Source organism: Pseudomonas sp. 22085 (genome assembly GCF_052045815.1).
GTDB lineage: Bacteria > Pseudomonadota > Gammaproteobacteria > Pseudomonadales > Pseudomonadaceae > Aquipseudomonas > Aquipseudomonas glycinae.
In genome coordinates, this window is the sequence record NZ_JBQEQA010000005.1 from 273,176 (window position 1) to 296,925 (window position 23,750).

At 61.0% G+C, this 23,750-nt stretch carries 19 protein-coding genes; 11 read left to right on the plus strand and 8 right to left on the minus strand.

The features are described from left to right. Positions 1-114 precede the first annotated feature (114 nt). From ACTJK7_RS08095 to glnA, 3 genes are all read right to left on the minus strand, one after another. Positions 115-738, minus strand: a complete 624-nt coding sequence (locus ACTJK7_RS08095) for a DUF4124 domain-containing protein (protein WP_323151084.1) — start codon at positions 736-738, stop codon at positions 115-117. Beyond that, positions 735-1,244 (minus strand): DUF4124 domain-containing protein, encoded by a 510-nt coding sequence (locus ACTJK7_RS08100; protein WP_440780493.1) that lies wholly within the window; start codon positions 1,242-1,244, stop codon positions 735-737. The genes ACTJK7_RS08095 and ACTJK7_RS08100 overlap by 4 nt, the downstream gene beginning before the upstream one ends. Before the next feature lie 199 nt (positions 1,245-1,443). After that, positions 1,444-2,850, minus strand: a complete 1,407-nt coding sequence (gene glnA, locus ACTJK7_RS08105) for a glutamate--ammonia ligase (RefSeq protein ID WP_011332032.1) — start codon at positions 2,848-2,850, stop codon at positions 1,444-1,446. A gap of 327 nt (positions 2,851-3,177) precedes the next feature. Between glnA and thiI the strand changes: the two genes are divergently transcribed. Together thiI and typA are read left to right on the plus strand one after the other, a co-directional pair. After that, entirely contained in the window at positions 3,178-4,632 is a 1,455-nt protein-coding gene (thiI, locus tag ACTJK7_RS08110; protein WP_108559153.1) for a tRNA uracil 4-sulfurtransferase ThiI, read from the plus strand. 139 nt (positions 4,633-4,771) lie between these two features. Next, complete coding sequence (gene typA, locus ACTJK7_RS08115) at positions 4,772-6,592, plus strand: translational GTPase TypA (RefSeq protein ID WP_007952502.1); 1,821 nt, start codon at positions 4,772-4,774, stop codon at positions 6,590-6,592. 217 nt (positions 6,593-6,809) lie between these two features. On the opposite strand, the gene ACTJK7_RS08120 is transcribed toward typA, so the two are convergent. After that, positions 6,810-7,247, minus strand: coding sequence for a YkgJ family cysteine cluster protein (locus ACTJK7_RS08120; RefSeq protein WP_007961740.1), 438 nt, complete (start codon positions 7,245-7,247; stop codon positions 6,810-6,812). Between the two features lie 258 nt (positions 7,248-7,505). Here ACTJK7_RS08120 and ACTJK7_RS08125 point away from each other — a divergent pair, with 258 nt between their 5' ends. From ACTJK7_RS08125 to ACTJK7_RS08145, 5 genes are all read left to right on the plus strand, one after another. Further along, positions 7,506-9,956, plus strand: a complete 2,451-nt coding sequence (locus ACTJK7_RS08125; protein ID WP_064382805.1) for a glycogen/starch/alpha-glucan phosphorylase — start codon at positions 7,506-7,508, stop codon at positions 9,954-9,956. 102 nt (positions 9,957-10,058) lie between these two features. Next, positions 10,059-13,655, plus strand: a complete 3,597-nt coding sequence (locus tag ACTJK7_RS08130; protein WP_440780021.1) for a DUF2339 domain-containing protein — start codon at positions 10,059-10,061, stop codon at positions 13,653-13,655. Continuing rightward, positions 13,652-15,016, plus strand: coding sequence for a DUF3999 domain-containing protein (locus ACTJK7_RS08135; protein ID WP_085654428.1), 1,365 nt, complete (start codon positions 13,652-13,654; stop codon positions 15,014-15,016). The genes ACTJK7_RS08130 and ACTJK7_RS08135 overlap by 4 nt, the downstream gene beginning before the upstream one ends. 195 nt (positions 15,017-15,211) lie before the next feature. Continuing rightward, complete coding sequence (locus ACTJK7_RS08140) at positions 15,212-16,222, plus strand: class 1 fructose-bisphosphatase (protein ID WP_007952492.1); 1,011 nt, start codon at positions 15,212-15,214, stop codon at positions 16,220-16,222. Positions 16,223-16,225: 3 nt separating this feature from the next. Continuing rightward, a complete protein-coding gene (locus ACTJK7_RS08145; RefSeq protein ID WP_085654427.1) occupies positions 16,226-16,828 on the plus strand; it encodes a DUF924 family protein in 603 nt (200 codons plus the stop codon). A gap of 13 nt (positions 16,829-16,841) precedes the next feature. On the opposite strand, the gene ACTJK7_RS08150 is transcribed toward ACTJK7_RS08145, so the two are convergent. The 3 genes from ACTJK7_RS08150 to ACTJK7_RS08160 form a co-directional block, all read right to left on the minus strand. Further along, entirely contained in the window at positions 16,842-17,174 is a 333-nt protein-coding gene (locus ACTJK7_RS08150) for a type II toxin-antitoxin system RelE/ParE family toxin (protein WP_064382809.1), read from the minus strand. Further along, positions 17,171-17,443 (minus strand): type II toxin-antitoxin system Phd/YefM family antitoxin, encoded by a 273-nt coding sequence (locus ACTJK7_RS08155; RefSeq protein ID WP_039764708.1) that lies wholly within the window; start codon positions 17,441-17,443, stop codon positions 17,171-17,173. The genes ACTJK7_RS08150 and ACTJK7_RS08155 overlap by 4 nt, the downstream gene beginning before the upstream one ends. Positions 17,444-17,574: 131 nt before the next feature. Next, positions 17,575-19,467, minus strand: a complete 1,893-nt coding sequence (locus ACTJK7_RS08160; protein ID WP_199912998.1) for a methyl-accepting chemotaxis protein — start codon at positions 19,465-19,467, stop codon at positions 17,575-17,577. Between the two features lie 282 nt (positions 19,468-19,749). On the opposite strand from ACTJK7_RS08160, the gene ACTJK7_RS08165 reads away from it, so the two are divergent. Together ACTJK7_RS08165 and ACTJK7_RS08170 are read left to right on the plus strand one after the other, a co-directional pair. After that, entirely contained in the window at positions 19,750-20,004 is a 255-nt protein-coding gene (locus ACTJK7_RS08165) for a hypothetical protein (RefSeq protein ID WP_007952486.1), read from the plus strand. Positions 20,005-20,035: 31 nt separating this feature from the next. After that, entirely contained in the window at positions 20,036-20,605 is a 570-nt protein-coding gene (locus tag ACTJK7_RS08170) for a lipocalin family protein (RefSeq protein ID WP_108559160.1), read from the plus strand. Between the two features lie 137 nt (positions 20,606-20,742). Here ACTJK7_RS08170 and ACTJK7_RS08175 read toward each other — a convergent pair whose 3' ends face one another. Further along, a complete protein-coding gene (locus ACTJK7_RS08175; protein WP_108559161.1) occupies positions 20,743-22,107 on the minus strand; it encodes a formimidoylglutamate deiminase in 1,365 nt (454 codons plus the stop codon). A 145-nt stretch (positions 22,108-22,252) separates the two neighbouring features. Here ACTJK7_RS08175 and hutC point away from each other — a divergent pair, with 145 nt between their 5' ends. Together hutC and ACTJK7_RS08185 are read left to right on the plus strand one after the other, a co-directional pair. After that, entirely contained in the window at positions 22,253-22,963 is a 711-nt protein-coding gene (gene hutC, locus ACTJK7_RS08180; RefSeq protein ID WP_170844914.1) for a histidine utilization repressor, read from the plus strand. Continuing rightward, entirely contained in the window at positions 22,960-23,529 is a 570-nt protein-coding gene (locus ACTJK7_RS08185; RefSeq protein ID WP_108559163.1) for a HutD/Ves family protein, read from the plus strand. The genes hutC and ACTJK7_RS08185 overlap by 4 nt, the downstream gene beginning before the upstream one ends. The last annotated feature ends 221 nt before the right edge of the window (positions 23,530-23,750 follow it).

The window sequence follows — 23,750 nt, forward strand, 5'->3', positions numbered from 1 at the left end:
GCTCGTTTGCGTGGCAGTCAAACCGCTCTGGCGGGTACTTTCGAACCAAAATGGGTTGGAATGTGAGTACGGTGCAGCGTATTGCACCAATATAGTGCGCAAAGCTGAACGGCGTCAGAAGAAACGCAGGAAAGGATTTTTCGGTTCGGCGGGTTTGTCTTTCAGCGGGCATTCCGGGCGAACGCCGTAGTCGGCGCTGACGCACGGTTTGACCTGACGCTTCTGTGCCAGGGAAATGCGCTGCATGTGGAACGGCTGGTTCGCGGTTTTCTCCACGGTGCGGCCCTCGGCATCAAGGATCTCGACCGACAGGTTGTGGCTGCCACGATCGATGTTGCTCAGCGGGAACACCGGGCTCAGGCCGGGTTCGCCGACGGCCTGGCCATCCAGCAGGAGGCGATACCGATGACCTTTTTGCAGGCCCGGCTCGCTGGTGACGCTGACGATCAGCTCGCCGGCGCTGCTGCGAATGGTCGCGTCCGGCTCGGGGATCAGCACCCGCAGCATGTCGTAGTGGAACAGCGGCGGCTCTGTTGATTTTTTCGAAGGCGTGACCGGCGCAGCGGCGGTCGGGTTCGAGGCCATGCGATTGCTGGTGGTCAGCGGCACACGCTTGGCGTTGCCCCGTGGTTGATCGGTGTAGACGCGATTGCCCTGTGCGTCGATGTAAGTGAACACCTCGGCCGATGCGCCAAACGCGATCAGCGACAGGCACAAGGCAATCAATCCCCGCGTCATGGCCTGTGCACCCGCTGCACGGTGAACACCACCGCCGGACTCTGCTGAATGATCGCCTCACCATTGATCACCTGCACCGCCAGCCGATGCTCGCCCCGGTCGACGTTAACCAGTTGCAGGATCGGCACATTGCTCGGCTGGCCATAAGGCGCGTCGTCCAGCAGCAGGCGCAGTTGATGCGGCGGTTGCAGGCGCGGCTTGATCAGCACGCTGACCGTGAAGGTGCCGTTGTTGGCGCGCAGGGCTTCCTCGGTGGGCAGGCCGGTCAGCTCCAGCACTTCGTAGGCATTGCGCGCTGGCTCACGAGTGGCCGTATCGGCAGAGGGCGCATTCGGTGCCTGAGGCTGGACGCTGTTGAGCGGCGGCAACTCCACCGGCTGCGCCTGCACCCCATCCGGCGCGTGATCGCTGTACACCGTGTTGCCGCTGGCGTCGGTGTACTTGTAGATCTGCGCGGCAGCGGGCAAGGCGATCAGCAGCAGAATAGAGAGAAGGGTGCGACCCATGAAATCGACCGGAACGAAAACGATGGGATGCAGCATAGGCCAGTCGTGGCGGTTGGCCCAACTCGCTGCACATCCAGAAATGTATTCAAGCACCACAAGTCCCGCAGTGTGGTGCATCGCCAACGAATTCCGGCCAATAAAAAAAGGCCTCCCGAAGGAGGCCTCTTTTTGTCACGCCGCGTAGCGCGGCGCTACCGGATCAGCAGCTGTAGTACAGCTCATATTCCAGTGGGTGTACGAAGGTGCGGACCTTGATTTCTTCTTCGGATTTCAGCGCGATGTAAGCGTCGATGAAGTCGTCGGAGAACACGCCGCCCTTGGTCAGGAACGCACGGCCCTTGTCCAGCTCTTCCAGGGCTTCTTTCAGGCTGCCGCAAACTTGCGGGATTTCTTTCGCCTCTTCAGGCGGCAGGTCGTACAGGTTTTTGTCGGCAGCATCGCCTGGGTGGATCTTGTTCTGGATACCGTCCAGACCAGCCATCAGCAGCGCTGCGAAAGCCAGGTACGGGTTGGCAGCCGGATCCGGGAAGCGGGCTTCGATACGACGGCCTTTCGGGCTGTTGACGTAAGGAATACGGATCGAGGCGGAACGGTTGCGAGCCGAGTAGGCCAGCATCACTGGAGCTTCGAAGCCTGGCACCAGACGCTTGTAGGAGTTGGTGGCCGGGTTGGTGAAGCCGTTCAGGGCCTTACCGTGCTTGATGATGCCGCCGATGAAGTACAGGGCGGTGTCGGACAGGCCGGCATAGCCTTCACCCGCGAAGGTGTTCTTGCCATCTTTGGAGATGGACATGTGAACGTGCATGCCCGAACCGTTGTCGCCGTACAGAGGCTTCGGCATGAAGGTCGCGGTACGGCCGTAGGCGTCGGCAACGTTGTGTACAACGTATTTCAGGGTCTGGGTTTCGTCGGCTTTCTTCACCAGGGTGTTGAACTTGACGCCGATTTCGTTCTGGCCGGCAGTTGCCACTTCGTGGTGGTGAACTTCAACGGTCAGGCCCATTTCTTCCAGTGCGTTGCACATGGAGGTACGGATTTCGTGGTCGTGGTCGAACGGCGGAACCGGGAAGTAGCCACCTTTCACGCCTGGACGGTGGCCTTTGTTGCCGCCTTCCACGTCCTGGTCGGACATCCACGAGCCTTGCTCGGAGTAGATCTTGAACATCGAACCGGAGATGTCGGACTTGAACTTCACTTCGTCGAAGATGAAGAACTCAGGCTCTGGACCGGCGAATACGGTGTCACCGATACCGGTGGTCTTCAGGTATTCCTCGGCGCGGCGGGCGATGGCGCGCGGGTCGCGATCGTAACCTTGCATGGTCGAAGGTTCGATGATGTCGCAGACCAGGATCAGGGTCGGCTCTTCGGTGAACGGGTCCAGAACGGCGGTTTCGTCGTCCGGCAGCAGGATCATGTCGGAGGCTTCGATGCCTTTCCATCCAGCGATGGAGGAACCGTCGAACATCTTGCCAACTTCGAAGAAGTCGTCTTCCAGCGCATCGCGAGCCGGCATGGTCACGTGGTGCTGAGTGCCTTTGGTGTCCGTGAAGCGCAGATCAATCCACTTGACGTCATGATCTTTGATGAGTTGAACCGACTTCGACATAGTGTCCTCCGGGTGAATTAGGGCGGGTAGTGGATGCCCTTAATAGTGGTGATGCCGGCGCGAATACTCTGCCAAGGCAACCTGCCTCACAAGGGAGCAAATTGCATGCCAGTGCCCCAGCATGGGTTTTTTGCCCCAAATTCACGCTTCTGAAGGTCGAAAGCGCCTTAAAGGCGAAAATCTCGCCCTTTAATGTAGCGCTCAAATCGAAAAATGACCCGTTTTGGTGCGAGCAAAACCTTCTGCACATTAACTGGTTAAACCTTGAGCAATTTCCGCTATAATCCGCGCCCCCCTTTTTCGGCTGGCCCTGCGCGCGCTGTTTTCATGAAACTAATCGTAAAAGTCTTCCCCGAGATCACCATCAAAAGCCGACCTGTCCGGACGAAATTCATCCGCCAGCTGGCCAAGAACATCCGCACCGTGCTCCGCGACCTGGACCCGGCCGTGGTGGTGAACGGTGTGTGGGACAATCTCGAGCTGGAAACCCGCGTCACCGACCCCAAGGCCCTGAAAGAGATGGGCGAACGCCTGACCTGCATGCCGGGCATCGCGCACTTTCTGCAGATCGACGAGTACCCGCTGGGCGACTTCGACGACATCACCGAGAAGTGCAAACAGCACTACGGCGAAGCGCTGGCCGGGAAGATTTTTTCGGTGCGCTGCAAGCGTGCGGGCAAGCATGCGTTCAGCTCGATGGACGTCGAAAAATACGTCGGCAGCAAGCTGCGCCGTGAGTGCGGTGCCGCCGGAATCGACCTGAAACAGCCGGAAATCGAAGTCCGCATCGAAGTTCGCGACAAACGGTTGTTTGTGATCCACAGCCAGCACAATGGCATCGGCGGCTACCCGCTCGGTGCGCTGGAACAGACGCTGGTGCTGATGTCCGGCGGCTTTGACTCGACGGTTGCCGCGTACCAGATCCTGCGCCGCGGCCTGATGACGCACTTCTGCTTCTTCAATCTGGGCGGTCGTGCCCACGAATTGGGCGTGATGGAAGTCGCGCATTTCATCTGGAAGAAGTACGGCAGCTCGCAACGCGTGCTATTTGTCAGTGTTCCGTTCGAAGAAGTCTTGGGCGAAATTCTCGGCAAGGTCGACGACAGTCATATGGGCGTCGTGTTGAAGCGTATGATGTTGCGCGCCGCATCGAGCATTGCCGAACGCCTGCACATCGATGCGCTGGTCACCGGCGAAGCGATTTCCCAGGTGTCGAGCCAGACGCTGCCGAACCTGTCGGTCATCGATTGCGTCACCGACAAGCTGGTGCTGCGACCGCTGATCGTCGCCCACAAGCAGGACATCATCGACACGGCCGACCAGATCGGTACCGGTGATTTCGCCCGGCACATGCCGGAATACTGCGGCGTCATCTCGGTCAACCCGAAGACCGCCGCCAAGCGTGGCCGGGTCGAGCACGAAGAGCAGGAATTCGACATGGCGGTGCTCGAGCGTGCGCTCGCAAACGCCAGACTGGTGCCGATCGATCGGGTGATCGACGAATTGGGCCAGGATTTGCAGATCGAAGAAGTCAGCGAAGCGCTGGCCGGTCAGATCGTCATCGACATCCGTCACCCGGATGCCGCCGAGGATGACCCGCTGGAACTCGCCGGCATAGAGGTACAGACGATGCCGTTCTACGCAGTGAACGCTCGTTTCAAGGAACTGGACCCTACTCGCCAGTACCTGCTGTATTGCGACAAAGGCGTGATGAGTCGCCTGCATGCCCACCATTTGCTCAGTGAGGGGCATGCCAATGTGCGCGTTTATCGACCGAGCTAAGTGCCCGGGGCTGTTTGCCTGTGGCCTGCGTCACCGGCCCCCCGACACCGCCGTCAAGCTGTAACGGCCATGCCGGACACTACTGTCAATCGCTGCCAAGACTTGTCAGCAAACCGAATCCTCTGATCGAGATACACAAGTGATCGAAAATCTACGCAACATCGCCATCATTGCCCACGTTGACCATGGTAAGACCACCCTGGTAGACAAACTCCTGCGTCAATCCGGCACCCTGGAGCGCAACGAGCTCAACGACGAGCGCGTGATGGACTCCAACGACCAGGAAAAAGAGCGCGGCATTACCATTCTGGCGAAAAACACCGCCATCAACTGGAACGGCTACCACATCAACATCGTGGACACCCCGGGCCACGCCGACTTCGGCGGCGAAGTTGAGCGCGTAATGTCCATGGTTGACTCCGTGCTGCTGCTGGTCGACGCCCAGGACGGCCCTATGCCGCAAACCCGTTTCGTGACCAAGAAGGCTTTCGAAGCCGGCCTGCGTCCAATCGTGGTCATCAACAAGGTTGACCGTCCGGGCGCGCGTCCTGACTGGGTTCTGGACCAGATCTTCGATCTGTTCGACAACCTGGGCGCCACCGAAGAACAACTGGACTTCCAGGTTGTTTACGCTTCGGCCCTGAACGGCATCGCCGGTCTGGACCACACCGCCATGGGCGAAGACATGACCGCGCTGTACCAGGCGGTAGTCGACCACGTTCCGCCTCCGGCTGTTGACCGTGACGGTCCGTTCCAGATGCAGATCTCCGCTCTGGACTACAACAGCTTCCTGGGTGTTATCGGTGTTGGCCGTATCGCTCGTGGTCGCGTCAAGCCGAACACTCCGGTTGTCGCTATCAGCGCCGACGGCAAGCGCCGCAACGGTCGTATCCTGAAGCTGATGGGGCACCACGGTCTGCACCGCGTTGACGTTGAAGAAGCAGCAGCCGGCGACATCGTCTGCATCAGCGGTTTCGACGAGCTGTTCATCTCCGACACCCTGTGCGACATCAACAACGTCGAGGCGATGAAGCCGCTGACCGTTGACGAGCCAACCGTTTCCATGACCTTCCAGGTAAACGACTCGCCATTCTGCGGTAAAGAAGGCAAGTTCGTGACCTCCCGTAACATCAAGGATCGTCTGGACAAAGAGCTGCTGTACAACGTTGCACTGCGCGTTGAAGAAGGCGACTCGGCTGACAAGTTCAAGGTTTCCGGCCGTGGTGAGCTGCACCTCTCGGTACTGATCGAAACCATGCGTCGCGAAGGCTTCGAGCTGGCCTTGGGCCGTCCTGAAGTGATCATCCGTGAAGTTGACGGCGTGAAGCAGGAACCGTTCGAAAACGTGACCATCGACATCCCTGAAGAATCCCAGGGCAAGGTCATGGAAGAAATGGGTCTGCGTAAAGGCGACCTGAGCAACATGGTGCCGGATGGCAAGGGCCGTGTTCGTCTGGAATACAACATCCCTGCTCGCGGTCTGATCGGTTTCCGTAACCAGTTCCTGACTCTGACCAACGGTGCTGGCATCCTGACCTCGATCTTCGACCGTTATGCTCCAGTGAAGTCGGGCCACATGTCCGGCCGTCAGAACGGCGTTCTGGTTTCGGTTGAAACCGGCAAGGCACTGACCTACTCCCTGGAAACCCTGCAGGCTCGTGGCAAGCTGTTCGTAGAACACGGCCAGGAGATCTACAACGGTCAGATCGTTGGTCAGAACTCCCGCGACAACGACCTGGGTGTGAACCCGACCAAAGGCAAGAAGCTCGACAACATGCGTGCTTCGGGTAAAGACGAAACCATCGCTCTGGTCCCACCTGTTCGCTTCACCCTGGAACAGGCTCTGGAATACATCCAGGAAGACGAGCTGTGCGAAGTCACTCCTAAGTCCATCCGTCTTCGCAAGAAGATCCTGGACGAAAGCGAGCGTACCCGCGCTGCCAAGAAAGCCAAGGCATAAGATTTAGCCAAGGCTGAAAAAAACGCCCCCGGTCGAGAGACCGGGGGCGTTTTTGTTTGTCCGGGATTTATGCGGTGTTTGTGCGGGCCCCATCGCTGGCAAGCCAGCTCCCACAGGGTTTTGGGGGGAACACAAGTTACTTGATCACCAGTAACCTTTGTGGGAGCTGGCTTGCCAGCGAAGGCGGCCGATCAGCCGCCGAACATCTCAGGGCAGATCAGAACTTCTCGATCGACCGCGAATTCTGCACCCGTTCCACTTCCTTCGGCTTGTACGCGCAATAGCCAGGGCGCGGGCCGATCTTCGGGTGGTTGCGGCAGGTGTCCGGGCGCTTGTCATAAATGGTGCACAGGCGGCTCTTGCGATCCAGGTAGTAGCAATCGTTGTTGCTCATGCGCTGCAGGGTGAAGATCCCCGACTTCTGGTTGAAGCGCTCTACCAGACCTTCCTTTTGCAGACGCTTGGCGATGTTCTTCGGCGGGTCGCCCAGTTCGAACTCGTCGACCACGCCGATGCGCACCAGATCCTTGATCTTGACCTCGACCGGCAGCGTGCAGCAGCTGGAAACGCACGAACCGCACATCGGGGCCGAATATTTGGCCCAGGTATCGAGACGGTCGATCTCGGCTGCGGCGATCAGGTTGGGCTTCATCATCGGTGTTTACCAGGCGTGTGCGTCAGGGCGCGCGATCATACCGGGACTGGTGGATTTTTGAACAACCTTTCGCCAGATTTTTTCTTCATGCACCCGCATCGTCCGACAATTCGGCACGGCCCCTGCATTCATTGAGGCATTCGCCAGAGTATTGCCGGTCGATCTCACACTCTCGGTAAAAACTGCCGAACCAGAGCCCTTACCGTCGGTCAGACCGTCTAGGCTCTGACAACTCCCCGCTCGCTCGAGGTCCTATCGATGACTCAAGAACCACTAGTTCGCGAAGCAGAGGTGGCCGCATTCCGCGACGCCGTCCTGACCAAACTCACCTACGCGGTGGGCAAAGACCCGGATCACGCCTTCGACCATGACTGGTTCGAAGCCATCGCCCTGGCGGCGCGCGATCACATGGTCGAGCACTGGATGGACCACACCCGGCAGATTTACCGCAAAGGCCAGAAGCGGGTGTATTACCTCTCGCTGGAATTTCTCATCGGCCGTTTGCTGTACGACAGCCTGAGCAACCTCGGTCTGCTGGACGTCGCCCGTGAAGCCTTGACCGAACTGGGCGTCGATCTGGAGCGCATCCGCATCCTGGAGCCGGATGCGGCGCTGGGCAACGGTGGCCTCGGACGATTGGCGGCGTGCTTCATGGAAAGCATGTCGACCCTCGGCATCGCCGGCCACGGCTACGGCATTCGTTATGAGCACGGGCTGTTTCGCCAGGCCATCGTCGATGGCTGGCAACAGGAGCAGACCGAGCACTGGCTGGATTTCGGCAACCCCTGGGAGTTCGAGCGGCCGGAGGTGGTCTATCCGATCGGCTTTGGCGGCAGCGTCGAGACCGTCACCGACGCCAATGGCAAGTCCCGGCAGGTCTGGCACCCGGCGGAAACCGTCCGGGCCATTGCCTACGACACCCCGGTGGTCGGCTGGCGCGGGGCGAGCGTCAACACCTTGCGCCTGTGGCGGGCGAGGGCCATGGAAGACTTGCATCTGGAGCGCTTCAACGCCGGCGACCACCTGGGCGCCGTCGCCGAAGTGGCCCGGGCCGAAAGTATCTCCCGCGTGCTTTACCCAGCGGACAGCACCGAAGCCGGGCAGGAACTGCGCCTGCGTCAGGAATACTTCTTCGTCGCCGCGTCGCTGCAGGATTTGCTGCGCCGTCACCGCAACATGCACACCTCGGTGCTGACCCTCGGCGATCACGCGGCGATCCAGCTCAACGACACCCACCCCTCGATTGCCGTCGCCGAACTGATGCGCCAACTGGTCGACGTCTACGACGTCGCTTGGGACGCTGCGTGGCAAGTCACCGTCGACACGCTGTCGTACACCAACCACACGCTGCTGCCCGAAGCGCTGGAAACCTGGCCGGTGGGCCTGATGGAACGCATGCTGCCGCGGCACATGCAGATCATCTATCTGATCAACGCCCAGCATATCGATTCGCTGCGGGCCAAGGGCATCCACGATTTCGACGTGCTGCGCGCGGTGTCGCTGATCGAGGAAGACAACGGCCGACGGGTGCGCATGGGCAACCTCGCGTTCCTCGGCTCCCACAGCGTCAACGGCGTGTCCGGGCTGCACACGCAGCTGATGCGCAAAACCGTGTTCGCTGAACTGCACAAGCTGTATCCGGAGCGGATCAACAACAAGACCAACGGCATCACCTTCCGCCGCTGGCTGTACCAGGCCAACCCGGAGTTGACCTCGATGCTGGTCGATGCCCTTGGCCCGGACGTTCTGGATAACCCCGAAGAGCGGCTGCTCGATCTTGAACCGTTCGCCGAGAAACCCGCCTTCCGTAAAGCCTTCGCCGAGCAGCGGCTGCACAGCAAAAAAGCCCTCGCCTATCTGATCCACGAACGGCTGGGGATCGCGGTCAACCCGGCGGCCATGTTCGACGTGCAGGTCAAACGGATCCACGAATACAAGCGGCAGTTGCTCAACCTGATGCACACCGTTGCGCTGTACCAGGCGATCCGTGCCGAGCCGGAAATCGACTGGGTGCCACGGGTGAAAATCTTCGCCGGCAAAGCGGCGGCGAGTTATCACCAGGCCAAACTGATCATCAAACTGACCAACGACATCGCCCGGGTGGTGAACAACGACCCGACCGTGCGCGGCCTGCTCAAAGTGGTGTTCCTACCCAACTACAATGTCAGCCTGGCGGAAAGCATCATTCCGGCGGCGGACCTGTCGGAGCAGATCTCCACCGCCGGTTTCGAGGCCTCGGGCACCAGCAACATGAAGTTCGGCCTGAACGGTGCGCTGACCATCGGCACCCTCGACGGCGCCAATGTGGAAATGTGCGAGAGCATCGGCGCCGAGCACATGTTTATCTTTGGCCTCAGTGCCCAGCAGGTCGAAGCGCGCAAGCAGAACCACGAGTTCAGCGCGGTGCCGGACATTGCCGCGTCCCATCGCCTCAACGATGTGTTGCAGGCGATCCGCAGCGGGGTGTTCTCCCCGGACGACACGTCGCGCTACACCGGGCTGATCGATTCGCTGGTGGATTACGACCGGTTCTTCGTCTGCGCCGATTTCGACTCCTACTGGGAGGCGCAGATGCGCGTCGATGCGCTCTGGCACGACGCCAATAGCTGGTGGCGTTCGGCGGTGCTGAATACTTCGCGCATGGGCTGGTTCTCCTCCGACCGGACGATCCGCGAGTACGCCACGGATATCTGGAAGGCACTCGAGTAACTTTTAGCGACAAATGTGCGCCCGGCCCCACGATTGTTGGGCCGGGCCGATATACTGAGCGTTGGTTCCGCCCCGTCACGGGGCTGCTCAGGGATATCGACCATGCAATGGATGTTCATGTTGATCGGGCTGTTGCTCGGCTGGCTGCTCGACGAGTCGTTCAGCGATGCGCTGTTGGGCGCCTTGCTCGGGCTTGCCATCGGCCAGGCGATGCGTATCGCGCGGCTCGGTTCACAGGCTGCCGAGCAACAGCGTCAGCTGGATCACGCGAAGATTGCGTTGCAGGGCGTCGAACAGCGTCTGTTTCTGCTGGAGGGCGCTCCTGCACATTCGCCAGCGCCTCCGAGTGTCGCGCCGGCCAGCGAAACAGTCGTCGAGCCTGTCACGGTATTTGAACAACACGCTGCCGCAGAACCCGAGCTGGTCTGGGAACTGCCACCCGAACTCGAACCTGTTGCCGTCGCTGCCAGCGAATCCAGCCAGCCGCTGCCGGTCGATGTCTGGCGTCTGGACGCCGTTACGCCTGAACCTGAACCCCGACGACCCGCCGAACCCCGTGGCCCGAACCTCATCGAGCGCGGCATCAGCGCTGCGCGCAACTGGCTGTTCGGTGGCAACACTGTGCTGCGGGTCGGCGTGGTGCTGTTGTTCTTCGGCCTGGCTTTCCTGTTGCGCTACGCCACCGAAGGCATGGTGGTGCCGATCGAATTGCGTTACGCCGGGGTTGCGGCGGCAGCACTGGGCTTGCTGGCGCTGGGCTGGTGGTTGCGCCATCGCAACAACAGCTACGCCTTGATGCTGCAAGGCACCGGGATCGCGGTGCTGTACCTGACGGTGTTTGCGGCGATGCGTTTGCATCCGCTGCTCGATCCGTCTGCCGCGCTGGGATTGCTGGTGGCAGTGACGGTGTTTTCGGCCATTCTGGCCATCACTCAGGACTCCCTGGCCCTGGCCTGTGTCGCCGCACTGGGCGGTTTCGCCGCGCCGATTCTGACCTCCACCGGCGCCGGCAACCATGTGGCGCTGTTCAGTTATTTCGCGCTGCTCAACGCCGGCATTCTGGCCATCGCCTGGTTCAAGGCCTGGCGCCTGCTCAACCTGATCGGCTTCGTTGGCACCTTCGGCATCGGTTTCGCCTGGGGCTTGCGTTCGTACACGCCGGAACTGCTGTGGAGCACCGAGCCGTTCCTGATGCTGTTCTTCCTGATGTACCTGGCCATCGGCCTGCTGTTCGCCCGGCGCAAGTTGCTGGACATGCCGGACGCACCGGCAGAGAGCGATCGCGAGGCGCTGCTGCACTGGTCGGCGCGCAAGGGCGATTACGTCGACGGGACGATGCTGTTCGGTCCGCCGCTGGTGGGTTTCGGCCTGCAATTCGCGCTGGTTCAGCATCTTGAGTTTGCGGCGGCGTTCAGCGCACTGGCGCTGGGCATGATTTACATGGCCCTCGCCAAAGTGCTGATGGGCGGTCGGGCGATGTTGCTGGGCGAGACTTGCCTGGCGCTCGGGGTGATTTTCGCCAGCCTGGCGATTCCGCTGGGGCTGGATGCACGCTGGACATCTGCCGCGTGGGCGGTGGAGGGCGCGGGGATTTTCTGGCTGGGCTTGCGTCAGCAACGGCCGTTGGCCCGGGCTTTCGCATTGCTGCTGCAACTCGGTTCGGCCCTGGGGTTTCTCAGCCAGCTGCGCGTCGGCGAAAGCAGCCTGCTCGACGGTGCGCCGTTGGGCGCATTAATGCTCGGCGCGGCGTTGCTGTTCAGCTTCCATCAATTGCGCAAGGCGTCGCCGGAGCAAACTTCACCTTGGGAGCGTCAGGGCTTGCCGGTGCTGGCGTGCCTGGGGCTGACCTTCCTGTATCTGCTGGCGCCGCTGTTCTTCTTCATTCAGGGCACGGCGATCAGTTGGGCATTGGCCGGGCTGGCGACCTTGTTCGTCGGCTTGCGCCTGCAATCGCGCACGTTCCTGTTCACCGCGTTTGCCGTGCAGTTGCTTGGCGGGGCGTTATTCCTGTTGCGCCTGCAAGGGGCGGGCGAGGATTCGGCGGCCGTTTTCAGCGCCGGCTGGAGCGGTCTGCTCAGCGCCTCGCTGATCGGTCTGGCGTTGATCGCCGGCATGCTGCTGGCGGCGCGCGACGAGATGGTGCGCAGCGATGTTCGTCTGCTGCGCGGTTTGTCGGTGGTGCTGCTGGCAGGTCTGGTGCTGATCAATCTGGCGGTGTTGTTCGTCCTGCCGTGGCAGACCGCGAGCGCGGTATGGGCGGCCAGTGGTTTGCTGATCATCTGGCTCAGTCTGTACCTCAAGCAGCGCGTGAGTTTTGTGTTCGGACTGCTCTTGCAACTGATCGGTGGCGCAGCGTTTTTGCTGGCCGGCCCCGAGTTGCTCGGGCCGCTGTCCAGCGAGGGGCTGCGACCGCTGGCCCATGGCGGATTCTGGACGCCACTGGTGCTGGGCCTGGCGGCGATGATCGGGGCGTGGCGCCTGCAACTGGGCAATCACGCTTCGGCGTTCGATGTGCTGAGCCTGCAGCGACTGTCCGACGTGTTGCTGGTGTGGGGCGCCGGTTGGTGGGCGCTGGCGTGGGTCAGCGAAGTGATGCGGTTTGCGCCGGTGAATCTGGAAAATTCGCTATTGCTGCTGGTCGCCGCGTTGATGGTCGCGTTGTGGGCGGTGTTGGCCTTGCGCCTGAAATGGCCGTCGCTCGGTCTACTCTGCACCTTGCTGATTCCGGTGGCCGGGCTGGTGTTGCTGGTCTCGTGGCATTCGCGTTATCACCCGGCGGCGGATTTCGGCTGGCTGGCGTGGGCGGCGGTGTTCGTTGTGCATTTCATCAGCCTGCGACGTCTGGCACCGATGCTGCCGGCGCGGGCCCTGAGTACGGCGCATGTGCTCGGTTGCTGGCTGCTGATCGGCGTGCTGGCGCTGGAGCTGCGCTACGGCCTGCTGCTGTTGTCCGAGCAGTACAACGCCTGGCGCTGGCTGGGCTGGGCGATTTTGCCGAGCGTGTATCTGTTGTTGATGGCCGCACCGCGTCAATGGCCATGGCCGGTAGCAGCGTTCCCTCGCGAATATCGTTTGTACGCGGCGGCGCCGCTGGCGGTGTTGATGCTCGTCTGGTTCTGGCTGGCCAATGGCATTAGCGACGGCAACGCCGAACCGCTGCCTTATGTGCCGCTGCTCAACCCGCTGGAATTGGGTCTGCTGTTTGCGCTGTTCGGTGTTTATGTCTGGTCGCGCAGCGCCGTTGCCGAGCTGTCGATCCGTCAGGATTACGCGGCATACGCGACGCAACTGATTGCCGGCGTTTCCCTGTTTGCGTTCTGCACTGCGCTGGTCACCCGCGCTGCGCACCATTGGGCAGGGATTCCGTTCGAGCTGGATCTGCTGCTCGAATCGATGCTGGTGCAGGCCGGGTTGTCGATCGTCTGGACGCTGATGGCGCTCGGGCTGATGATCGGCGGGCACCTGCGCCATCGTCGCGAAGTGTGGCTGATCGGCGCGGCGCTGATTGCGCTGGTGGTGGCCAAACTGATTTTTGTCGAACTGAGCAACCGTGGCGGGCTGGCCCGGATCGTCTCGTTTATCGGCGTCGGCGTGTTGCTGCTGGTGGTGGGCTACTTCGCGCCGCTGCCGCCCAAACGCGTCGACGCTGCACCGGAGGCGGACCAACCGGCCCCGGAAACCGAAGGAGTGTCGTCTTGAGTCGCAAGCTTAATCTCGGGTGGCTGTTGCTGGGCGTGGCCATGGCGGCCGGCGCCCAGGAAAAACCGGCGGACTTCGCCGCGCAGGTGCCGTTGTCGGTCAGTGGTTCCGGCCCATGGTATCGCCTCGAACTGCCGCTGAGCGTGCAGTTGCAGGCACGTCAGACCGATCTCAGCGACCTGCGGGTGTTCAACGCCGCCGGAGAACCGCAGGCTTATGCGCTGGCCCGGGAATCGGCGCAGACCCGCGACGATGGCCAATTGCATGAGGTGAAGTGGTTCCCGCTGTACAACTCGGCGGATGCCACCGAACGTGCGCCGAGCGTTCGCGTGCAATCCACCACCACCGGCACGCTGGTGGAAGTGCAGCCGTCCAGTCAGCTTGAAGCCGGGGAAGAAGTCCTGCGTGGCTGGCTGCTCGACGCCAGCGCGATCAAGGCGCCGTTGCAGCAACTGATCCTCGACTGGACCAGCGAGCGCGACGGCTTCCAGCGTTTCAGCATCGAGGCCAGCGACGACCTGCAGCACTGGCAAGCCTGGGGCGAAGGCCAGGTCGCGCGCCTGACCTTTGCCGACGAACGGGTCGAGCAACATGAAGTGGCGCTGCCGGGGCAATCGGCGCGGTATCTGCGTCTGCTGTGGGATTCGCCGGCCTCGGCGCCGGTCCTGACGTCGGCGCAACTGAAAAGCAGCGACCCGCGCAACCTGCCGCTGCCATTGGTCTGGTCGCCAGCGCTGGCCGGCAGCAGCGGCAAGGCCGGGGAATACACCTGGCAGTTGCCGATGGGGCTGAACATCGAGCGAGTGCAGGTCGAACTGAAACAGGCCAACAGCCTGGCGCCGGTGACACTCTCGGGCCGTCGCGACAGCAGTCTGCCGTGGCAACCGCTGAGCAGCGGCTTGCTCTATCGTCTGACTCAAAATGGCCAGGACGTGGTGCAGAACGAATTGCAGCTCTACGGCCAGACCGTGCAGCAGTTGAAACTCACGGTCGACGAACGCGGCGGCGGTCTCGGCGAGCAGGCACCGAGCGTGAAATACGCGGTGCGCGCCACTCAGGTCATTTTCCTCGCGCGCGGCGACGGGCCTTACAGCCTGGCGCTGGGCAATCCGACGGTGAAGACGGCGAACCTGCCGCTGACCACGCTGATCCCCGATTTCAAACCGGAGAAACTGGCCACGCTGGGCAAGGCCACGGTGCAGGGTGAAGCGCTGGCGACTCAGACCTCGACGGCCACCACGGCTGCGACCACCGACACCCACTGGAAGAAGTTCGGCCTGTGGGCGGTGTTGCTGCTCAGTGTGCTGTTTCTGGCGGCGATGGCCTTCAGTCTGCTGCGCAAGCCGCCGGCCAAGTCCTGAATATGACGGGGGTGGCCTCTACACCCGTCGGGTTTCCAACTACGCTGAATCCGGTGCCTGAACTCTCTGGGTTCGATCACGTCTGATAGCAGGAATTGCACCCGACGCACGTTACCGGGCGTCATTGCTCGCTACGGTTTCAGACTCCCTGTAAACTGCGCGGGTTTTTAGCCCCCCATTCCACCGGAGCCGTCCATGTCCCGCGTTACCCTGAGTCGCTATTTGATTGAGCAGACCCGCAGCAACAACACTCCTGCCGATCTGCGCTTCCTGATCGAAGTGGTGGCGCGTGCCTGCAAGGAGATCAGCCACGCCGTGTCCAAAGGCGCCCTGGGCGGCGTTCTGGGCAGCATGGGCACAGAAAACGTGCAAGGCGAAGTGCAGAAGAAGCTCGACGTGCTGTCGAACGAAATCCTGCTCGAAGCCAACGAATGGGGCGGTCACCTGGCCGGCATGGCGTCCGAAGAAATGGACAACGCCTACCAGATCCCGGGCAAATACCCGAAAGGCGCCTACCTGCTGGTATTCGACCCGCTGGACGGTTCGTCGAACATCGACATCAACGCCCCGGTCGGCACCATCTTCTCCGTGCTGCGTTGCCCGAACGAATATCTGAGCCAGAACGAAGCCCTGGATGAGAAGGCCTTCCTGCAGCCGGGCACTCAGCAAGTTGCCGCCGGTTATGCCATCTATGGCCCGCAGACCATGCTGGTGCTGACCCTGGGCCACGGCGTCAAAGGCTTCACCCTGGACCGCGAAATGGGCAGCTTCGTCCTGACCCACGAAGACATCACCATTCCTGAAAGCACCCAGGAATTCGCCATCAACATGTCCAACCAGCGTCACTGGGAAGCTCCGGTACAGCGCTACGTTTCGGAACTGCTGGCCGGTGAAGAAGGCCCGCTGAAAAAGAACTACAACATGCGCTGGGTCGCGGCGATGGTTGCCGACGTGCACCGCATCCTGACCCGTGGCGGTCTGTTCATGTACCCGCGCGACAGCCGCGAGCCGTCCAAACCGGGCAAACTGCGCCTGATGTACGAAGCCAACCCGATGTCGTTCCTGGTGGAACAGGCAGGCGGCGCTTCCACCGACGGTCACCAGCGCATTCTCGATATCAAGCCTGAAGGCCTGCACCAGCGCGTAGCGGTGTTCCTCGGCTCGAAAGAAGAAGTCGCCCGCGCTACGGCCTACCACAAGGAATAAACCATGACCGCGCCCTGGCAGCCGTTGCTCGATTGGTGGTTCGGTCACTCCGAATCGGCAAAGGATGTAACGGCTGAAAAGGGCAAGTTGTGGTTCGGCAAGAAAGACAGCCAGGACCTCGAAGCGCGTGAGCGTTTCGGGGTCTTTGTCGATCAGGCCCTTGCTGGCGAATTGACCGAATGGACGCAACGTCCCGAAGGTTGGCTGGCGCTGGTGCTGCTGCTCGACCAACTCCCGCGAATGATTTTTCGCGATACGTCCAAGGCTTTCTCGGGTGATCTACGGGCCCAAAAACTGGTGGCTCAGGGGATTGCCGCAGATTTCGATCGGCAGTTGAAGCCGATCCAGCGACTCTTCATCTACCTCGTCTTCGAACACTGCGAAAACCTCGCGGTGCAGAATGAAGCGGTCTCGCGATTTATCGAACTGGTGGCTGAACAGCCGGAAGCGGAGCGCGGGGTGTTTGCCGACAATCTGGACTATGCCGAGCGGCATCAGCGGGTGATTGCGCGGTTTGGACGGTTTCCGCATCGCAATGCGGTGTTGGGGAGGGAGTCTACGGTTGAGGAGCTGGAGTTTCTTTCGCAGCCGGGGTCGAGTTTCTGAAGCTTCATCAGACTCACGGATTGCCTTGAAGCAAACGTTTCATCAAGAGCGCAGGCAGGTTTTTTCTCGTATCAGCGATGATATGGATATAGATGGTCTGCTCTCGGACTTCATAAACAATGCGATTCAAGCCAGAGATGACTTGTCGATATTGACCGAGGTTCAGCCTTTCTATTTCTTCGGGAATGGAGCCTGAATAGGGTAAGGATGCGAGACTACGAATAGCGACCTTCAAGCTGGCATAGGTGCTATGCCAGGTTTGAGGTGAGAACTGTTTGATGAGGTAGGTGCGAAGATCTTTGAGATCTGTTTCGGCGGACTGAAGAATAACGACCCTCAAACTCATTGGGGGTCGATCCTGTCCAGCTCTGCGAAAACGTCTTCAACATCCCTGTACTTGCCTTCCTCAATTTCTCGATTTCCCATGGCAAGCAGTTTGAGCAGAGCCATTGTTTCTTCCTGCTCTTCAAAACTTTTGACGTCCATGACTACAAGCTTCGCTTCGCCGTTCTGGGTAATCACCAGCGGCTCACGGCTTTCGCTAATCGTTTTGACGATTTCTGCGGTATGGCTTTTCAGGTAGCTGATGGGTTTGATCTGGGATGAAAGCTTCACGGGCTGCGCCTCGCTGGGTGGAATAGGACTGAGTTTAGTCTTAATTCAGTCCTGAGTCAGTCCGAGGTGACAAGCGTGTCTAGCGTTGTTCCGTCTTCGCGGGTTCAAGCGCGAAGACGGCTTCGAACGACTTAGATCCGGAAACTACCCACCAACTGCTTGAGTCGCGCAGCCTGCTGCTCCAGATCCGCACAAGCCCGCAACGTCGCCTGCAAGTTCTCCACGCCTTCCTGGTTCAGCGTGTTGATCTCGTTGATATCGACGTTGATCGACTCGACCACCGCTGTCTGTTCTTCCGTCGCGGTCGCCACCGACTGGTTCATGCCGTCGATCTCGCCGATGCGCTGGGTCACACTGCCCAGGCGTTCGCCGGCCTGGTTGGCGATGCCGACGCTGCTTTCGCTCTCACGCTGGCTCTCGGTCATGATGCCGACCGCCTGACGCGCGCCGACTTGCAGCTCTTCAATCATCTTCTGCACTTGCTGCGCCGAATCCTGGGTGCGGTGTGCCAGGTTGCGGACTTCGTCGGCGACCACGGCGAAACCACGACCGGCCTCGCCGGCACGGGCTGCTTCGATGGCGGCGTTGAGCGCCAGCAGGTTGGTCTGCTGGGAGATGCTGGTGATCACTTCCAGAATCTGCCCGATGTTCACGGTGTTGCTGTTCAGGGTTTCGATGTTGCCGCAGGAGTCGCTGATCTTCGCCGACAGCTGTTGCATCGCGTGGATGGTTTTATCCACCACCTGCTGGCCGTCTTCGGCCAGGCTGCGCGCATCGCTGGAATGTTGTGAGGCGAGGGCGGCGTTCTGGGCGATTTCCTGGGCGGCGGCGCCGAGCTGGTTGATCGCGGCGGCCACGCTGTTGGTGCGCGAGGCCTGCTGGTCGGAGTTGAACATCGACGAATTCGACGCCGCGACCACGCGCAGGGCGACTTCGTTGACTTGCCCGGTGGCGGACGATACTTCGCGGATCGAAGTGTGGATACGCTCGACGAAACGGTTGAACGACAGTCCCAGCGCACCGAATTCATCGTGGCCGTGGATGATCAGGCGTTTGGTCAGGTCACCTTCGCCTTCGGCGATGTCATGCATGGCACGGCCCATGGTCAGCAGCGGTTGCATCAGTACGCGGATCAGCATGCCGAGCAGGGCGATGATAATCACTACGGCAATGACCATGGCGATCAGCGCCGAGGTGCGGAATTCGCTGAGCATCGAGAACGCGGTGTCCTTGTCCAGCACCAGCGCCACGTACCAGTCGGCCGACGGCACGCCGTTGACGCGGGTGAAGGAGATCAGTTGGGTCTTGCCGTCGAACTCGACTTCTTTCAGGCCCGGGCTGACGTTCGGCGCGCCGTTGGGATAGGCCTCGGCCAGGGTCTTGAGTACCAGCTTGCTGTCCGGGTGGATCAGGATCTTGCCGTCGGCGCTGACGATGAACGCATGGCCGTGGCCGCCGAAGTTCAGTGAGTTGATGATTGCGCTGACGCTGGACAGATCAATGTCGGCACCGGCCACACCAATCATCTGGCCCTGGCGCTGTACCGGCGTGGCGACGGTGATCACCAGTTTGCCCGACGAGGCGGCGATGTACGGTTCGGTGACGATGGTCTGTTGCGCAGCGTTGGCGGCCTTGTACCAGCCACGGGCGCGCGGGTCGTAATCCGGTGCGCGGTTGCCGGCCGGGACCGAGAACATCACGCCGTCGGCGCCGCCGAAGTAGCTGAGCTGGAAATTGCCGGTGTAGGCGGGCAGGTCGATGATGCGTTTCAGGCTGGCCGGGGCGTTGCCGTCGGCGACAACCTGCTGCGCCATCGATTGCAGCAACTGGATGCGGCTTTCCAGCCAGGTCTGGATGTTGCTGGTGGTCAGGCTGCCCAGTTCCTGCATCGATGCTTCGGTGCTGCTTTGCAGGGCTTCGCGCTGGCGATAGTCGTTGAACAAAATGAAACAGGCGAATGCAACGGCCACCACGAGGGCGGCAGCCAACAAGATCTTGTGGCTGAATTTCATGTTTCTGGTCATTAAGAGAGCTACCGCGAAGGGGCTGGTCAAGAAAGGGCGGCAATTTGCCACACTCTGGGGCTTTGCGCTGCTGTTATTTCGACCGCCACGCGCCAAAGATTAGGCGCCTTTTGCTAAAAGCGACGAAATGCTCGATAGCCTTACAAACTGTCTGATTTACCGGCAAAAGCCGGACGAGCGGGTTAACAAATAGCCAGCCTCCCAGGGAACCAGACAGGGGTTTTCTCTTCTAAGCTTCTGGTTGGCGCCATGCCATCCCCCTTCCGTTCCAGGAGTTACACCATGTCGCTGCGATCTATCGCCCTTCTGTCGTTTTGCGTGCTGTTGGCCGCATGCAGCAAGGTCAATCAGGAAAACTATTCGAAGCTCTCGGCCGGCATGGCCAAGGCCGAAGTGGAGACGCTGCTTGGCAAGCCCACCGATTGCTCGGGCGCGCTCGGCATGTCCAGTTGCACCTGGGGCGACAAGAACAGCTTTATCAGCGTGCAGTACGCCGGTGACAAAGTGCTGATGTTTTCCGGCCAAGGCCTGAAGTAAACCGGGGCTTCGCGCCCACGGGAGAAAAACAATGAAGCGGTTATTGCTTGTCCTTTTGGCCGGCCTGGTATTGGTCGGCTGCGCCACGTCCGGTGAAGATCCGCTGGCGCCGAAGACGGTCAACAGTGTCAATCTCAAGCGTTACCAGGGCACCTGGTACGAACTGGCGCGTCTGCCGATGTACTTCCAGCGCAATTGCGCGCAGTCCGAAGCCCGTTACTCGCTCAAGCCCGACGGCAATGTGGCGGTGTACAACCGCTGCCTGACGGCGGACTGGACGTGGGAAGAAGTCAAAGGCACGGCTTATCCACAGGTGCCGGGCAAGACCGACAAGCTGTGGGTCGAATTCGATACCTGGTTCTCGCGCCTGATTCCGGGTGTGGCGAAGGGTCAATACTGGGTGCTGTACGTCAGCGATGACTACAAGACCGCCCTCGTCGGTGACCCGAGTCGTCGCTACCTGTGGCTGTTGTCCCGCACGCCGACCGTCAACGGTGTGGTGCGTGAGGAGCTGTTGAGCAAGGCGCGTCAGCAGGGTTATGACACCACGCGCCTGATCTGGCGTACGTCGGATCAACAAATGGCCAAGACGTCCAACTGACTTCTCCTGTTCTGATCGTTCCCACGCTCCGCGTGGGAATGCCTCAATGGACGCTCTGCGTCCGCTTTTGGGACGCGGAGCGTCCCGGGCCGCGTTCCCACGCAGAGCGTGGGAACGATCAGTAACAGAAGTTTGTGTCAGCCCAAAAGCTCTCGCAGGACCTGGGTAAAGGCGCGATTGCTGTATTCCTCCCCGGCATGTCGCCCCTCGCGCACGACCCACTGACCGTTGACCAGGACGTCGCGCACCTGACGGTCGCCACCGGCAAACAACCAGCGATTGAGAATCCCGTCACCGTTGGCCGTGGCCAGATACGGATCGTTGCCATCGAGTACGATCCAGTCGGCACGCTTGCCGACTTCCAGCGCACCGATCGGCTGGCCCAGCGCCTGAGCGCCACCGTCCAGTGCCGCGTCGTACAGCGTACGGCCGACCATCGGCTGATCCGCGCCATACAAGCGATTGCGCCGCTGATCGCGCAGACGCTGGCCGTATTCCAGCCAGCGCAGTTCTTCCACCACACTCAACGACACATGGCTGTCGGAGCCGATGCCCATGCGCCCGCCCTGAGCGAGGAAATCCACCGCCGGGAAAATCCCGTCGCCGAGGTTGGCTTCGGTGGTCAGGCACAGGCCGGCGATGGCGCGACTCTTGGCCATCAGCGTGACTTCTTCCGGATTGGCGTGGGTCGCGTGCACCAGGCACCAGCGCTGATCGACCTCGGTGTTTTCGTACAACCATTGCAGCGGACGGCGACCGCTCCAGCTCAGGCAGTCGTCGACTTCCTTCTGCTGCTCGGCGATGTGGATGTGCACCGGGCATTGCTGGTCGCTGGCCGCCAGTACTTCGCTGATCTGCTGTGGCGTGACCGCGCGCAACGAGTGAAAGCACAGGCCCAGCGACTGCGCCTTTTGCTGTGCCAGCAGGGGTTGCAGGCGCGATTGCAGCTTCAGGTAGTTTTCGGTGCTGTTGATGAAACGGCGCTGGCCTTCGTTCGGCGTCTGGCCACCGAAACCGCTGTGGCTGTAGAGCACGGGCAGCAAGGTCAGACCGATGCCGACGGAACTGGCCGCCTGGCTGATGCGCAATGCCAGTTCCGCCGGGTCGGCGTAAGGCTGGCCGTTGTGATCGTGGTGGACGTAATGGAATTCGGCGACCGAGGTGTAACCGGCCTTGAGCATTTCGATGTACAGCTGACGGGCAATCACACCGAGCTGGTCGGGGCTGATTTTTCCGACGAGCCGATACATCAGGTCGCGCCAGGTCCAGAAACTGTCGTTGGGATTGCCGGCCACTTCCGCCAGTCCCGCCATCGCTCGCTGGAACGCGTGGGAGTGCAGATTCGGCATCCCCGGCAGCAGCGGACCGCTCAGCCGTTCGGCGCCGTCTGCAGTGGAATCGGCCTGGATTCGGGTCAACACGCCATCGGCGCTGACCTCGAGACGTACATTGTTGGCCCATCCGTTAGGCAGCAGCGCGCGTTCGGCAAAGAAGGCGGACATGGTTCAGCACCCCATCGTGTGTTATTTGTATATACATATACAGACGTTTGCCTGCCCGGTAAACTCCGGCAAGCTAGCCACTTTCACCAATGAACAGGGATCCACCGTGCCGACTCCGCCTCCAGTCTCCCCGTTGGCCGCGAACATGGGCGACAGTCCGGCGCCCTTGTACGCCCGCGTCAAACAGATGATTACCCAGCAGATCGACAGCGGTAACTGGCCGCCGCATTACCGCGTGCCGTCGGAAAGCGAGCTGGTCAGCCAGTTGGGTTTCAGCCGCATGACCATCAACCGCGCGCTGCGGGAAATGACCGCCGACGGTCTGCTGGTACGCATGCAAGGCGTCGGCACTTTCGTTGCTGAACCGAAGAGCCAGTCCGCGCTGTTCGAAGTGCACAACATCGCCGACGAAATTGCCTCTCGTGGCCATCGCCACACCTGCCAGGTGATCACCCTGGAAGAAGAGGCTGCCGGTTCCGAGCGCGCGCTTGCGCTGGACATGCGCGAAGGGCAGAAGGTCTTTCACTCGCTGATCGTGCATTACGAAAACGACATTCCGGTGCAGATCGAAGACCGCTTCGTCAACGCGCTGGTCGCCCCGGAATACCTCAAGCAGGACTTCACCCTGCAAACGCCTTACGCCTATCTGAACCAGGTCGCGCCGCTGACCGAAGGCGAGCACGTGGTCGAAGCGATCCTTGCCGAAGCGTCCGAATGCAAATTGCTGCAAATCGAAAAAGGCGAGCCATGCCTGCTGATCCGCCGCCGCACGTGGTCGGGTCGTCAGCCGGTGACGGCGGCGCGCCTGATTCACCCCGGTTCCCGTCATCGTCTGGAAGGTCGGTTTCATAAATGAGTGAAGTGAAGGTTTTACGCGCTGAGGGCTACCCGCGCATGCCGTGGAAAAACGGCGGCGGCAGCACCGAGGAGATCACCCGTGACGCCGGCGCAGGCCTCGACGGTTTTGGCTGGCGTCTGTCGATTGCCGACATCGCCGAATCCGGCGGTTTCTCGACCTTCGCCGGTTATCAGCGGGTGATCACGGTGTTGCAGGGCGACGGCATGACCCTGTGTGTCGACGGCGACGATACCCGGCCGTTGTTACCCCTCGACCCGTTTGCCTTCAGCGGCGAAAGCCAGGTGTCCTGCACCTTGCTCGGCGGCGCGATCCGTGACTTTAACCTGATCTACTCGCCCCAGCGTTACAGCGCACGCCTGCAATGGCTGGACGGCGAACAGCGGTTTTTCAGTTCGGCGAGCACCGTGCTGGTCTTCAGCGTCAGCGAACTGCTGGAGGTCACGGTCGGTGACAGTGCGTCGCAACTCGGCCGCCATGACTGTCTGCAACTGGACGGTAACACCGGGCTGACCGAGATCGCCGTCAATGCCGGCTGCTGCGTGATCGAACTGTCCCCGCGCTGATTCCTTCACACGCTTGCATACCGTGACGCTCTGCGTCACAAAGCGGACGCGGAGCGTCCATGGCGGCATTCCCACGCGGAGCGTGGGAACGATCTAACGATCAACGATCAAAAACCGCTGCTTTGAAAGCAGCGGTTTTTTTTTCGTCCCGACGTTCCCGAAATGCGCACCAACTTGTTACCGAACGCCCCAGCGTGGCGCAAAACAACGCTTTCGTAACA

Bases quoted from the DNA above. Each gene is read 5' to 3' on its own strand.
- ACTJK7_RS08100 (WP_440780493.1), bottom strand. From the start codon at position 1,244: ATGGGTCGCACCCTTCTCTCTATTCTGCTGCTGATCGCCTTGCCCGCT.
- thiI (WP_108559153.1), top strand. From the start codon at position 3,178: ATGAAACTAATCGTAAAAGTCTTCCCCGAGATCACCATCAAAAGCCGA.
- ACTJK7_RS08095 (WP_323151084.1), bottom strand. From the start codon at position 738: ATGACGCGGGGATTGATTGCCTTGTGCCTGTCGCTGATCGCGTTTGGC.
- ACTJK7_RS08165 (WP_007952486.1), top strand. From the start codon at position 19,750: ATGTCGCTGCGATCTATCGCCCTTCTGTCGTTTTGCGTGCTGTTGGCC.
- ACTJK7_RS08130 (WP_440780021.1), top strand. From the start codon at position 10,059: ATGCAATGGATGTTCATGTTGATCGGGCTGTTGCTCGGCTGGCTGCTC.
- ACTJK7_RS08160 (WP_199912998.1), bottom strand. From the start codon at position 19,467: ATGACCAGAAACATGAAATTCAGCCACAAGATCTTGTTGGCTGCCGCC.
- ACTJK7_RS08125 (WP_064382805.1), top strand. From the start codon at position 7,506: ATGACTCAAGAACCACTAGTTCGCGAAGCAGAGGTGGCCGCATTCCGC.
- ACTJK7_RS08120 (WP_007961740.1), bottom strand. From the start codon at position 7,247: ATGATGAAGCCCAACCTGATCGCCGCAGCCGAGATCGACCGTCTCGAT.
- ACTJK7_RS08175 (WP_108559161.1), bottom strand. From the start codon at position 22,107: ATGTCCGCCTTCTTTGCCGAACGCGCGCTGCTGCCTAACGGATGGGCC.
- ACTJK7_RS08170 (WP_108559160.1), top strand. From the start codon at position 20,036: ATGAAGCGGTTATTGCTTGTCCTTTTGGCCGGCCTGGTATTGGTCGGC.
- ACTJK7_RS08150 (WP_064382809.1), bottom strand. From the start codon at position 17,174: ATGAGTTTGAGGGTCGTTATTCTTCAGTCCGCCGAAACAGATCTCAAA.
- glnA (WP_011332032.1), bottom strand. From the start codon at position 2,850: ATGTCGAAGTCGGTTCAACTCATCAAAGATCATGACGTCAAGTGGATT.
- hutC (WP_170844914.1), top strand. From the start codon at position 22,253: ATGGGCGACAGTCCGGCGCCCTTGTACGCCCGCGTCAAACAGATGATT.
- ACTJK7_RS08145 (WP_085654427.1), top strand. From the start codon at position 16,226: ATGACCGCGCCCTGGCAGCCGTTGCTCGATTGGTGGTTCGGTCACTCC.
- ACTJK7_RS08140 (WP_007952492.1), top strand. From the start codon at position 15,212: ATGTCCCGCGTTACCCTGAGTCGCTATTTGATTGAGCAGACCCGCAGC.
- ACTJK7_RS08185 (WP_108559163.1), top strand. From the start codon at position 22,960: ATGAGTGAAGTGAAGGTTTTACGCGCTGAGGGCTACCCGCGCATGCCG.